Here is a 12,604-nt window from a genome sequence, read left to right on the forward strand (position 1 = left end):
CACTGGTGCTGGCTGGGGTAACGCAGACCCCAGCCGTCTGATGTGTGTTGTTAAAGAATCCAGCATGGCGAAGCCACTGACTGAGCCGACGCTGATGACTCCTTGGCGGCAGGAGGTTGATATGGATCACGAACCACAAGCGGACAACAGCCAGAGCCGCGAGATGTTCTGGGCCATGGGCACTATTCACAGCGCCTTACAGCCAACTGAGCGCACCACACACGTGCAGAGCGCCTTACCCTACCTGCAACTGGCAACCTGCCTACTTGTGTACCTGTTTATGCCTCACGACCACGGCGATCATCAGCGAAGGCGCGAACTGCAAACACACCAGGCAAGTGAGGAGCATCAACCATGAACCATACTCAATCAGCCTACGGTCTCTGGTCGCTGGTCATCATCAACTCATTAGTGTTTATCTTGTTCGCCTTCAGCTTCACCCGGCCCAAGACGAGCCGCGATTGGCGCTCCTTCGGCATGTTCTCGGCATTTCTGGTGGCACTATTTACAGAGATGTACGGCTTCCCGCTGACTATCTACCTGTTGATGCCCTGGCTCACTCGTAGCTTCCCTGGCATCGACTTCCTCTCGCACGACGCGGGGCATTTGCTCGAAACAGTGATGGGGTGGGAGGTCAATCCACACTGGGGTCCATTCCACATTGTCAGCAACCTGCTGATCGCCGGCGGCTTCTGGTTATTAGCGGCCGCCTGGCGTGTGCTCTACAAGGCCCAAAGTACTGGGCAACTAGCGCTTGAGGGCCCTTATGCGAGGATCCGTCACCCACAGTACGCCGGCTTCGTGCTGATTATGTTTGGCTTTTTGTTGCAGTGGCCGACATTGATCACCTTGGTGATGTTTCCAATCCTCCTGGTGGTCTACGCCAAGCTGGCGAAGCGCGAAGAGCGGGAGATGCTTACGCATTTCGGCGATGCCTACCGAACTTACTGTGAGCAGACTCCGGCATTCCTGCCCTGGTCAACCCCCCACAGCCCCAACACTCCTACTGGTGCCCCTCCAAGCTCAGGAAAACAACCATGAACGCTCCCTGGAAAACCGGCATTTCTCTGGCCTTGACCATGGCCATTTCCTACACCATTTGTGCGTTGCTCTATGCGCTATGGCCGGCGCAGGGTATTGCCTTTCTCAACGCCTTGTTTCATGGACTCGACTTCGGTCGTCTTCAAACTCCGCAAGACTACAGTGTGACGACTTTCGTCGGACCACTGCTGGTTTTGAGTGTATGGGGCGCGGTGGTCGGTACCTTGTTTGCGTGGCTGTCCGCCAAGCTCCATGGCAGGCCTTGATAGCCGCTTCGAGTAGGAGGCCGCGATGAGCGAATCACACATGCAGCACAGCCAGCACCAGCAGGCGCTTGCATCAGGGAAAATGGCGAAGGATCCGATCTGCGGGATGATGGTTGATACGACCATGGCGTTGTCACGAGAACGTGGCGGGCGCACCTATTACTTTTGCAGCGATAGCTGCGTGCGCATCTTCGAGTCGCCAGAAAATGAACTGAAGGCGATGAAAACCCGCGTGACTATCGCCCTGACCGGTGTACTGGCCTTGGCGCTGCTGCGTGCTGGCGCCTTCATCGCGCTGGCCGCGGGTGCCACATTGCTGACGTGGGTGCCGATCCCGGCGCTCCCTTGGTTCACGTGGGGTATCTGGCTATTCCTGCTGGTAACACCGGTGCAGTTCATCGGTGGCTGGAGTTTTTATAAGGGGGCGTGGAACGCCATTCGTACCCGTAGTATCAACATGGATTTTCTGGTCGCCCTCGGCACGTCGGTCGCCTATTTCTACAGTGTCGCGGTGTTGTTCTTCCCTGGCGTCCTTCCGGTCAAGGTGGCCGAGCGCGACGTCTATTTCGAGGTGTCGGCGGTCATCATCGCCTTCGTACTGCTTGGCAGGTACATGGAGGAGATCATCAAGAGAAAATCCTCAGCAGCGGTACGGCGCTTACTTGATCTCAAGCCTGCGATCGCGCATGTGATTCGTGACGGGCAAGAGGTCGACTTGCCCGCTGAAAACGTCATGGCTGGCGAGTTCCTGGTAGTCAAGCCTGGCGAAAAAATCCCCACCGATGGCGATGTCAGTGAAGGTCAGTCAACGGTGGATGAGTCCATGCTGACCGGCGAGTCGATGCCGGTCGATAAACATCCAGGCAGTCCGGTGATCGGAGGCACGCTCAATGGCAGTGGCGTGTTCACTTTCAAGGCGAGCCGGATCGGTGCCGACACCGCACTGGCGCAGATCATCAAGATGGTCGAAGAGGCGCAGACCAGCACGGCACAGATCCAGCGGTTGGCCGATCAGGTCACGGGCTACTTTGTACCGGCGGTGGTGACCGTCGCGATACTGGCTCTGATCGGCTGGTCTGTTGCGGGGAGCTTTGCGCAGGGATTGTTGGCCTTTATCGCGGTGCTGATCATTTCCTGCCCCTGCGCCTTGGGTGTGGCGACGCCCGCCGCGTTAATGGTCGGTGTTGGCAAGGGGGCCGATAACGGCATCCTTATCCGCGGCGGCGAAGTGCTGGAGCGGGCAGAAAAACTGAGTACGGTGGTGTTTGACAAAACCGGCACTATTACCCGAGGAGAACCCAACGTAACCGACGTGATCGCGCTGGGTACAGCGTTGGAAAACGAGGTCTTGATGCTCGCCGCTGCCGTGGAGGCCGGTTCAGAACATCCACTCGGCGCTGCGATAGTTCGCGCCGCCCGGCATCGCGGCATCAGCCTGCCGAAAGCGAGTGGCATCAATGGGATCGCCGGTCACGGCATCGAAGGCAGGATCGACAATCGCACAATCTGGCTGGGCAATCGGCGTTTATTCGCCCGCCAAGGCATTTCGACCGAGGCTGCCGAGGAGCACCTCATCCGTCTGGAAGCCGATGGCAAGACCGCCATGCTGGTCGGAGTCGATGACCGTTTGGTCGGTGTGATTGCTGTGGCCGATACCATTAAACCTGAGGCGGCTGAAGCCGTTGCGGCGTTGCAGGCAAGCGGCATCAAGGTCGTGCTGCTAAGCGGCGACAACCACCGTACTGCCGAAGCGGTTGCACGCCAGGTGGGTATCGAGCGAGTGATTGCCGAGGTCTTGCCGGACGACAAGGCCGCAGTGATCCGTCAATTGCAAAGCGAAGGGCAGGTCGTGGCCATGGTGGGCGATGGTGTCAACGATGCACCTGCCCTGGCCACCGCGAATATCGGCATCGCCATCGGCTCGGGTTCCGATGTAGCCAAGGAGACCGGCGGCATCATCTTGCTCAAGAACGATGTACGTGACGTGGTCAGCGCGATCAAGCTGTCGCGCGCAACGATGGTCAAGATTAAACAAAACCTGTTCTGGGCGTTCATCTACAACAGCATTGGCATTCCAATCGCGGCATTTGGACTGCTTAACCCCATTATCGCCGCCGCCGCTATGGCACTTAGCTCCTTGTCTGTGATCGCCAACTCCGCGCTGCTGAAACGTGCCCGTATTGGCTTAAGTCTGGAGGCCGGATCATGCTCGCGATGATCACACCTGCGATAGCGTTCCAGCAAAATTGGAAGTGTCTTTGCGTTATGACCGTCCCTCCCGTTCCCTCAAAGGAGTGCCATCATGAATCAACATAACTTGCCCCAGCACCGCGCAAGGGGTACCAACTGGTACTTTTTAGGTTTCCTTGCCATCGTCGGTTATTTCCTATTCACCGAGCACAGGGCTCACGTCATTCCGTATCTGCCATTCCTGCTACTACTGGCCTGTCCACTGATGCATTTTTTCATGCATCGTGGGCATGGGCATAGCGGACATGAACACAATAAGAGTGGCGAACACGGCAGTTGCTGTGGCCACCAACGCACCAGCGCTCGCAATAGCCAGGAGTATGAGAACGATGGTCTACCCGATGACAAGACGAAATAGTGGGCCGTATGCCTACATTAAGCCTGGCCATCCGGAAAACACACCTTTGCGCAGCCAAACCATCCACGCGTAACTCGAACTAACCTGTAGAAGGTGACTTCGGTGACCTTCTCAGGATGTGACATGAAGCGCTTATGGCCTCTGCCGCTCGATCTGCGCGTACTTATTCTCTTTTTTGTCCTGCTGTCAGTGCTTGCCACTCTCAGCAACAGCCTTATTGTTGCCTACCGGGTCCAGCGAGATGCGCTGATTCATTTGACGCTCGAGTCCAACAGCGCCTATGCCGCCAAAGTAGCCTCGAGCATTGGAGCGTTTCTTCAATCGGCGCAGGGACGAATGAGATACAGCGCGGGCGTCCTGGCAGCTCATTGGGATGAGCCAGAAGCGCTCCAAGCCGAGGCAAATCGCTTGCAACAGCAGGATGCGGACCTCAATGCGATTACCATAGCCGATGCTAGTGGCAAGGTTCTACAGACGGCACCAGAGGTTCTGAAAGCCGAGGGTTCCGCGTTGGATTCGGCGAGCCTGCAGCAGGCCCTCAGAGAGCACAGCCCCTTAGTCAGCTCAGCCTATACCTCGGCCTCCGGCCATTTGGTCGTATTCATTTCCCAGCCGATCGTCAGTGCATCGGGCCAGTTTCTCGGCGTGATCGGCGGCTCCGTCTATCTCATGCAGCAGAGCGCTTTGCATACGATAATAAGCAGGCATTTCCACCATGAAGGCACCTTCGTATTCGTTACCGACGGGAACCGGCGTCTTCTGTATCACCCCGACCAGCATCGAATCGGCGAAATTCTCGACCCGAGCAAGATGGTGGACGCGGCGTTGCGGGGCGAGCACGGGGCGATGGAAGTTCCGAATGACAAGGGAGGCCAGTTGCTGGCCGGCTACGCACAGGTACCGGATGCACATTGGGCAGTGGTAGCACTTCAACCTCGGGAGCGAGCGCTCGCTTCACTGGCCCCCATGATGGGTCTCATCATCATGGGAATGGTTCCAGCAGGTATCGTGGGATTGGGGTTGATTCTGGCCGGCACTACCCTAATATCGCGGCCGCTGCGCCAGCTATCGATCGTTGCTACCCAGTTGACGGCCCCAGAAGCCGAGAGCCAATTGCTGCGCGTGCAAGCCTGGTACCGCGATGCCTCTGCTATCCGGCGAGCCCTTCTCAGCGGTGTAAAACTTATTCAACAAAAGCTTGGGCTTCTCCGTCGTGAAGCACTGAGCGACTCCCTGACCGGTCTTGCGAATCGAAGGGCCATGGTGGGCCTCCTGGAGATGTTGACGCAGACGGAACAGCCATACGCCGTACTCTCCTTGGACATCGATCACTTCAAGTGCGTGAACGATACCTTCGGCCACTATGCTGGAGATTCAGCGCTCAAGCACATCGCCGAGATTCTTAAACGCAATTCAAGAGCCAGCGACCTGGCCTGCCGGGCGGGGGGTGAAGAATTCGTATTGATAATGCCAGAGACGTCGATGACCATCGCGAAAACCATCGCGGAACGGATTAGGGATAACGTGGCGTGCAGCGATGTGCCTTCGGTAGGCAAGCTGACGCTTTCTATCGGAGTGGCCTGTCGAGAGGAGGCGTCGACCTCCGATTCGGTATTGAGACTAGCCGATGAAAGGCTTTATCTGGCCAAGCAGAACGGGCGAAACAGAGTTGTGACCTGTTAGCTACCGGCGTCAGTGCCACGGCGAATGCACCGGTCTCGGCCTGGACCGATCGTCACCCACTGGGTTAAAGCCAATACAGGAGCGCAATGGTATACAACCAGCCGATGCTGAGGGTGATAACCAGGTAGACCATCGCGAACACCAGAGCGTCACTCCACATGATACGAACCTCCCAAAACCACGGTTTGAGACGCGTTAGAGGGCGTTTGATAAACCGAAAAAACCGGGGTCAATCCGTACCACTGCATCCGTGCTGCTCATGGAACGGAGGGGACCTCATCGTGCCAAACGAACAGAACACACAGCAGTCACCAGGGTTCGGGCGCAGCAGAATCGACCTCAAGGGTACTCACACCGCGCAACTTCTCCCGCGGTCTCTTGACCGTGATCGAACAGGCCAACAGGTCATTTCCTGACCGTCTGGCCTGATGGTTTCCGCTGGAGCCGCCAGCGCGACGATGGTCTGGGCGGCGAGGGCGGCGATCAGCAGTTGGCGTATGGCGACGCTTCTTCAATCAAGGTAGGGCATAGAGCTTGAACAACATCCGGGATGTGTCGCTGACACCCCCTAAATGTTTGTCGTATGCCTGTTCAATTGCACCACTACGGTACATTTCGCTTAGCGCGCCATCGACCAGTAGCCGGAAGTTTTCATCGTCCCGATCGACCATCATTGAGGTCGTTGCGTACTCAAAAATGCGATCGAGCAGTACAAGATTCCCGGTGGCGTATTGGTCGGCGAGGTCATGTTTAAGCATCGTGCGCTCGGCGAAGAAAACATCTGCCTTGCCATCGGCAACACGCTGGAGACCCGCGGCAGTGTCTTGCACCGTGACGAGCGTGGCGACCACCCCTAAGGCTCGCATTTGTTGATTTATCCACTGTTCGGTGACACCGCCAGCGATCGTGGCATAAGTCATGTTGGCCAATGCGCGATTGATGTCTGTGCGCCAGGTCGGGCCGGTTTTGGCCACATCACCGTTCAGAACCTTGAGCAGCGCGTTAGACGCTTTTTTGTTGACTACGGCCGATAGGCCGGCTGTGTAGACTGGAATTGAGTAGCTGACTGTTTTGCGACGCTCCAGTGTTACGGGTGTCGGTGTGCAGAGAATGTCGACTTTTCCAGTACTGACGGCGCTGATTTCTTCGCCCAATTGAACTGGCTGATAACGAACTTGTAATGAGGGCAGGTTCAACTCGGTTTTTATTGTGTTGAATATGTCCTGACAGAGGTCGATTGCATATCCGCTGGCCTTGTCACCCGCCTGGGTACTGAACGGTGCGAAGTCAGGCACATACCCCAGAACCACTGAATTACTGTTGCGCACCCGTTCAAGAGTGTCGGCTCCGGCGATTGCAGGTGCCAGGGAAAGCAGGCAGACAAGAAGCAGATTGGCGGCTTTGGTCGGTTGAGCGCTCATTCTCATTCTCCCGTCACGTATTTGAATTGATCAGCGATTGTCCATCGTTCAAATTACTTCTGGCGAAACTACCCACACGCTACATGGCATCTTGTACAGCAGATGTTCCACAGTGCTGCCGACCAACCGCTCCATGGCGCGATGACCTACGCGCCCCATGACAATGACATCAGTGTCATAACTCCCGGCATAGCTGCAAAGCACCTTGGCCGGATTGCCCATGATCATGTGCTGGCGCTCCGGCGCAATTCCGTTGCGCTCCGAAAGCTTGCGGAACGCGTCGGCTTGAGCGTCGAACAGGGTCTTGGCTTTGCTCGAAGAAAAAAATGCAGAGCCATTACTGAAGCCGCATTCATCTGCGCTGATGGATGAAAGGTCATGGGCGTAGACTACGTCGAGCTCGGCATTGCAGGTGGTGGCCAGTTTGGATGCTTCGCGCAGAATCCTGTCGTTGAAACCTTCGTATTGGTCATCACAATGAAAAGGGTCGACAGCAGCGACGATTTTGCGCGGCAATGCGTGGTGCATATGACTGACAAAATGCAGCGGAACGGGGCATTCGCGCAGCAGGTGGATATCTAATGGGGTGAACATCAGGCGTGACAGCAGAGACTCGTTTTCTAGCGCCTTGATCAATACAGCCATCGGCTGTTCTTTGAGATGAATGAGGATTTCCGGCAAAGGCCTCTCCACCCAGACCACTTCAGTGGTGACGTGAACCCCGATTTTGCGCAACGGTCTAGCTTGGTCTTCAAGCCATTGGCGATGGCGCTCAACATAGCCCAAACGCATTTGTTCCCGTGCTTGTTCGTTGACCATTCCAGCAGTCGCCAACCCTTCGAGGTAATCGAACGCTACGATGTGCAGTGCCGCGTCCGAGGCCTTGGCCAGTGCGGCAGCCCGGTCGAAGGCGGGACTGTTCTCCATCAACGGCGAGACGATCAGCATGAAACGTGATTGATCAGACATGTCAGATCTCCGGCAGGTAATCGCCAATCTCTTGCTGCAATGGCTGCAGTGTTGGGCAGTGAAGCCTTGTACTTATGCTGCTTCGAGCCAGGGCGAGGAGGTTGATATTTGTCAAATGGAATGAGGAGAGATGATGTGGCCCGACGTGCGGTTGCTCGGGTCTCGTCCAGTGACGAAATTGTTGACCATTATCAATCTTTCGTCCGTCACTCCGGCGCAGTCTTTGAACTCGTGCTGAGCTTTGACTTACGTGCGGCAAAGAAGGGATCGCCATGGCAACCATGAAAGCGGCAGTTTTCGTTGAACAGAACCGGATCGTGCTGGAAGAAAAACCTATTCCTGAAGTCGGGCCCCAGGACGCATTGATCCGTATCACCACCACGACTATTTGCGGCACCGACGTGCATATCCTGCGTGGTGAATATCCGGTAGCCAAAGGCCTGACCGTTGGCCACGAGCCGGTAGGCATCATTGAGCGTCTAGGTTCGCAGGTGCGCGGTTTTGTCGAAGGGCAGCGGGTGATTGCCGGAGCCATCACGCCTAGTGGACAAAGTTATGCCTGCCTGTGTGGTTGCGCCTCCCAGGATGGACCAGATACCCGCCATGGTTTCCGGGCCATTGGGGGCTGGAAATTTGGCAACATTATCGATGGCTGCCAGGCCGAGTACGTGCTGGTACCAGACGCCATTGCCAATTTGTGCCCGATTCCCGACGGGCTCAGTGACGAGCAGGTGTTGATGTGCCCAGACATCATGTCCACCGGTTTTTCCGGGGCTGAGCGGGGCGAGGTGAGCATCGGCGATACGGTTGCCGTGTTTGCCCTTGGACCAATTGGCCTGTGTGCGGTAGCGGGTGCACGACTTAAAGGCGCGACGAAGATCATTGGCGTCGATACCGTGGCTGAGCGGATGGACGTCGCGCGACGATTGGGCGCGACTCATGTCGTCAACTTCAAGGATGGTAACGTGGTCGATCAGATCATGGCCCTGACCGATGGTCGGGGTGTCGATGTGTCCATCGAAGCATTGGGGACACAGGGGACGTTCGAATCCGCGCTGCGGGTATTGCGTCCGGGTGGCCGACTATCCAGCCTCGGTGTGTACTCCAGCGATCTACGAATTCCCCTCGATGCCTTTTCCGCCGGGTTGGGCGACTACAGCATCGTTACCACCCTGTGCCCCGGTGGCAAGGAACGCATGCGCCGCTTGATGGCGGTGGTGCAGAGCGGTGGCGTGGACCTTTCGCCGCTGGTGACTCATCATTTCAAACTCGATGATATCGAGGCGGCTTATGAGTTGTTTGCCCACCAACGGGACGGAGTGATGAAGGTTGCGATTACGCCGTAAGGGTGTGCGGGGCGAATTTCGACGTCGAACGGAGGTATCTATGATCATTGATATCACGCAGAGTCCGACAAGCCATTGCTGGGTCGTGCACATGGATGCCCTGGAAGTGAAATTCCATAGCCTAAGCAAAGCACAGGCTTTCGTTGACCAACTCAAGGCACGAATCGAAGCTCCGCATGCTTGGCCGATGCCCTTGGGCCGAGCAGCCTATACCAGACTGATGCCTGACCATCGAACGGCCTACCTCAAGGACGAACAGGCTCGTGCCGACCTCGTTAAGTAACGATGTGGGCCAGCAATGGGCGGGACTCATGCCGATGAGAACCCAATGAACGAAACATTCGGGATGGCGGGTGCGGCTGCTGCGCTGGGGATTGGCATGCTCATCGGCCTTGAACGCGAACGGCACAAGGGGCAGGAGGAGACCCGTGCTTGTGCCGGTTTGCGGACGTACGCGATCACGGCATTGTTGGGTTATGTGGCGATGCAGCTCGGTGGCAACCTGCTGATAAGCATCGTCGCGATCATCTTGGGGGTGTTGGTCACCGTAGCGTACTGGCGGAGCTTGGGCGATGACCCCGGTGTGACCAGTGAAGTAGCGTTGCTCAGTGTCTTGGTGCTGGGTGGGCTGTGTGGCTCAAGACCTACGCTGGCGATTGCCATCGGCGTGGCGATCGCGGGGCTGCTGGCCTATCGACAGAAGTTGCACTATTTCGCCCGCAGTCAATTGACCGATGCCGAGCTGGGTGACGGGCTGATCCTGCTGACCGCAGCGCTGGTCGTGTTGCCCCTGGCGCCGGACCGTTTTATCGGCCCCTACACTGCCATCAATTTGCGTACCATTTGCACACTGACCGTATTGCTAATGGCAGTGGGGGCAATTGGGCATATTGCTGTTCGTACCCTGGGCACCCGTTACGGTTACGCAATCAGCGCCATTGCCTCCGGTTTTGCCTCCAGCACCGTGACGATTGCTGCGATGGGCCACCTCGTCGCGCGGCAACCCGAGAACACGAAAGTACTGAGCGCGGCAGCGATATTGTCCAATATGGCCACCGTCACTCAGGTCGGTCTGATCCTGGGGACGGTCGACCCCGGTTTTCTACGCCACATGTGGGGGCCTCTGATAGGCGGCGCTATTGCAGCAGCGCTATATGGCTTATTTCTAATGTTCCCCAAACCGGCGACCAGCGCCAACCAGCCGATCAAGGTCGGCGGCGCGTTCAACCTCAAACTGGCCCTGATCGTCACCTTAGCCATGACCGGCATCACTTTTGTTTCGTCCATGATGCTCAGTCATTTCGGCCAGGTGGGGGTAATGCTGACGGCCATGTTCACCGGTTTTGCCGATGCGCATGCCTCGACGGCGTCGATTGCCAGTTTGGCCAAGTCCGGCCAGCTGTCATTCGATGCCATTGTCGGCCCGGTGCTGATTGCGATCAGCAGCAACTCCATCAGTAAATGCGTGGTGGCGTGGGTCAGCGGTGGGCGACGGTTCGCCGCCTACGTGATTCCGGGCCAGGTGTTGCTGACGCTGGCGATGTGGGCGGGCATGGGGGTGTCCTGATGGAAATCGCACGCATAACTGATAAAAATCAAGTGGTCAGAACAGCTGGCAATCAATCTGTAGTTCTACTACTGGATTGAAATGGCCGCGTGCCGAGGTGTCCCATGTCGCAGACTCAACGTTTACTCTTGATCGCCCCTTCTGCCATGAATCGTACCCCGGCATTCGACCGGGCCGCGGCGTTGGCGCTGGCGATGCATTTGCCGTTGCACATCGTGGCGTTCGACTATTCAGAGGCCTTGGCGGTAGCAGGGATGTTCGCTCCGGAACAATTCAGCGTGGCCCGGGACGGCTATCTGAAAACCCATAGCCAATGGCTCGCGGATCAGGCCGGATTGATGAGCAAGCATGGTGTCGAGGTCACCAGCGAGGTGGTATGGGTACAGCATCCGTACGAGGAGATCCTGCACTTTATCCACGAGATGCCGCTGACACTGATTATCAAGGACGCCCAGGAAGAGTCGTTGCTCAAGCGCGTGTTTTTCGAGCCGCTGGATTGGCAACTGCTGCGTGAGTGTCCGGTGCCGGTGCATCTGGTGACCACGCCTCTAAATCCTCGGCCACGTAACGTACTGGCGATTATTGATGTGCTGCGCGATGAGGATCAGGACCGTGTGTTTAACGATCAGATTATCGACGCTGCGGCGAAACTGGCGGCGGTTTGTGATGCCAGTCTTGAACTGCTGCATGTGTATGACTGGACGGCTGTATACGCCCAGGACATGGGCTTCGGCGCATTGCCGCTGGCCACCGCGATATATGAAAGGTTAGGGACAACTCAGCATGAGACGTTTGCGGCTATTGCTGAACGCCACGGCGTGCCTCCAGAACATCGGCACTTCATCGAAGGTGCACCGGTGCCGAGTATTTGTGAATTCACCGCCGACCACGGCACAGATGTCATCGTCATGGGCACGGTGAAACACAAGGGTTTGAGCAAACTTTTAGGCACCACGGCCGAGCAACTCTTGCATAGGGCGCCGTGCAGTGTCCTGGCGATAAAGCCGGGGCGAATGCTGCAGTCCTGAGGCCTGGATCGCCCCGCAATGGACCGTTGGCCGGAACATTGCGGGGCGATTTTTTACAGGTAAAGACGATGGATGACCTGACGGGTGTCATCAGGATCATTGTGTCTCTCGAAGTGCAGTGCCTTAGCCAGGTCGCGCATCGGGACATTGCTGGCAGCGTCCACCGAATACATCTGGCGATACCCGTTCCGGCGGGCGGCCTTGATCAGATGCTCCATCAGCAATGTGCCCAGGCCCAGGTGCGTCCATTCATCGGCGACCGTGACGGCGCATTCACATTCATGTTCCCCGGTAGCCGCGTAGCGGCTGATGCCGATCTCGATCAGTTGACCGTTGTCGTGGACCAGGGCGACGTAGGCCACGCGCTGTTTATTGTCGGTATCCATCAACTGGTTGAGCATCTCAGCGCTAGGCTCGTTGATCTGCGCGAGAAAACGCATGTGCCGGGATTCGGGAGACAACCGTTTGATGAAAGCATATTCACGGTCGCGATCCGTTTCCGTCAGTGGCCGAATCAGCACGTGGCGGCCGTCCCTGAGCGCCTCGATCCAGTATTGACCGTCGACCTTGGCGTAGGCTGCCGCAGCCCGATCATTGTGTTCTTTAATGGTGAGCATGAGGTGTTCCTCCAGTGCGGTTTAAAAGGTGATCGGGCGGCACAAAGCCACGTTTGGT

The 12,604-nt window shown here is 57.0% G+C and carries 14 protein-coding genes; 10 read left to right on the forward strand and 4 right to left on the reverse strand.

Annotation, left to right across the window (positions count from 1 at the left end; translation table 11 throughout):
- Positions 1–64 precede the first annotated feature (64 nt).
- The 6 genes from AC3WTM_RS24090 (at position 65) to AC3WTM_RS24115 (ending at position 5,598) form a co-directional block, all read left to right on the forward strand.
- On the forward strand, positions 65–358 hold the full coding sequence (locus AC3WTM_RS24090; protein WP_158247444.1) for a DUF2933 domain-containing protein: 294 nt from the start codon (positions 65–67) through the stop codon (positions 356–358).
- Positions 355–1,041 (forward strand): methyltransferase family protein, encoded by a 687-nt coding sequence (locus AC3WTM_RS24095; RefSeq protein WP_102670253.1) that lies wholly within the window; start codon positions 355–357, stop codon positions 1,039–1,041. Before AC3WTM_RS24090 ends, AC3WTM_RS24095 begins: the two co-directional genes overlap by 4 nt.
- Positions 1,038–1,307, forward strand: a complete 270-nt coding sequence (locus AC3WTM_RS24100) for a DUF5676 family membrane protein (RefSeq protein WP_102670252.1) — start codon at positions 1,038–1,040, stop codon at positions 1,305–1,307. The genes AC3WTM_RS24095 and AC3WTM_RS24100 overlap by 4 nt, the downstream gene beginning before the upstream one ends.
- 25 nt (positions 1,308–1,332) lie before the next feature.
- Positions 1,333–3,525 (forward strand): heavy metal translocating P-type ATPase, encoded by a 2,193-nt coding sequence (locus AC3WTM_RS24105; RefSeq protein ID WP_102670251.1) that lies wholly within the window; start codon positions 1,333–1,335, stop codon positions 3,523–3,525.
- A gap of 84 nt (positions 3,526–3,609) precedes the next feature.
- Positions 3,610–3,915, forward strand: coding sequence for a DUF2933 domain-containing protein (locus AC3WTM_RS24110; RefSeq protein ID WP_102670250.1), 306 nt, complete (start codon positions 3,610–3,612; stop codon positions 3,913–3,915).
- A 123-nt stretch (positions 3,916–4,038) separates the two neighbouring features.
- Complete coding sequence (locus tag AC3WTM_RS24115; protein WP_102670249.1) at positions 4,039–5,598, forward strand: sensor domain-containing diguanylate cyclase; 1,560 nt, start codon at positions 4,039–4,041, stop codon at positions 5,596–5,598.
- Between the two features lie 229 nt (positions 5,599–5,827).
- Here AC3WTM_RS24115 and AC3WTM_RS24120 read toward each other — a convergent pair whose 3' ends face one another.
- The 3 genes from AC3WTM_RS24120 to AC3WTM_RS24130 form a co-directional block, all read right to left on the reverse strand.
- Complete coding sequence (locus AC3WTM_RS24120; protein WP_492574082.1) at positions 5,828–5,941, reverse strand: GDCCVxC domain-containing (seleno)protein; 114 nt, start codon at positions 5,939–5,941, stop codon at positions 5,828–5,830.
- Positions 5,942–6,113: 172 nt separating this feature from the next.
- Positions 6,114–7,019 (reverse strand): amino acid ABC transporter substrate-binding protein, encoded by a 906-nt coding sequence (locus AC3WTM_RS24125; protein WP_102670248.1) that lies wholly within the window; start codon positions 7,017–7,019, stop codon positions 6,114–6,116.
- Between the two features lie 48 nt (positions 7,020–7,067).
- Positions 7,068–7,988 (reverse strand): universal stress protein, encoded by a 921-nt coding sequence (locus AC3WTM_RS24130; protein ID WP_102670247.1) that lies wholly within the window; start codon positions 7,986–7,988, stop codon positions 7,068–7,070.
- Positions 7,989–8,260: 272 nt separating this feature from the next.
- On the opposite strand from AC3WTM_RS24130, the gene AC3WTM_RS24135 reads away from it, so the two are divergent.
- From AC3WTM_RS24135 to AC3WTM_RS24150, 4 genes are all read left to right on the forward strand, one after another.
- Entirely contained in the window at positions 8,261–9,334 is a 1,074-nt protein-coding gene (locus AC3WTM_RS24135) for an NAD(P)-dependent alcohol dehydrogenase (RefSeq protein ID WP_102670246.1), read from the forward strand.
- Positions 9,335–9,374: 40 nt separating this feature from the next.
- On the forward strand, positions 9,375–9,617 hold the full coding sequence (locus AC3WTM_RS24140) for a hypothetical protein (protein WP_102670245.1): 243 nt from the start codon (positions 9,375–9,377) through the stop codon (positions 9,615–9,617).
- A gap of 45 nt (positions 9,618–9,662) precedes the next feature.
- On the forward strand, positions 9,663–10,901 hold the full coding sequence (locus AC3WTM_RS24145) for an MgtC/SapB family protein (RefSeq protein ID WP_102670244.1): 1,239 nt from the start codon (positions 9,663–9,665) through the stop codon (positions 10,899–10,901).
- Between the two features lie 104 nt (positions 10,902–11,005).
- Complete coding sequence (locus AC3WTM_RS24150) at positions 11,006–11,929, forward strand: universal stress protein (RefSeq protein WP_102670243.1); 924 nt, start codon at positions 11,006–11,008, stop codon at positions 11,927–11,929.
- 53 nt (positions 11,930–11,982) lie between these two features.
- Here the strand turns inward: AC3WTM_RS24150 and AC3WTM_RS24155 are convergent, their stop codons facing one another.
- Positions 11,983–12,546 (reverse strand): GNAT family N-acetyltransferase, encoded by a 564-nt coding sequence (locus AC3WTM_RS24155; protein ID WP_102670242.1) that lies wholly within the window; start codon positions 12,544–12,546, stop codon positions 11,983–11,985.
- Positions 12,547–12,604: the final 58 nt, after the last annotated feature.

It is taken from the genome of Pseudomonas sp. EU05-FHT14B02, from assembly GCF_058791055.1.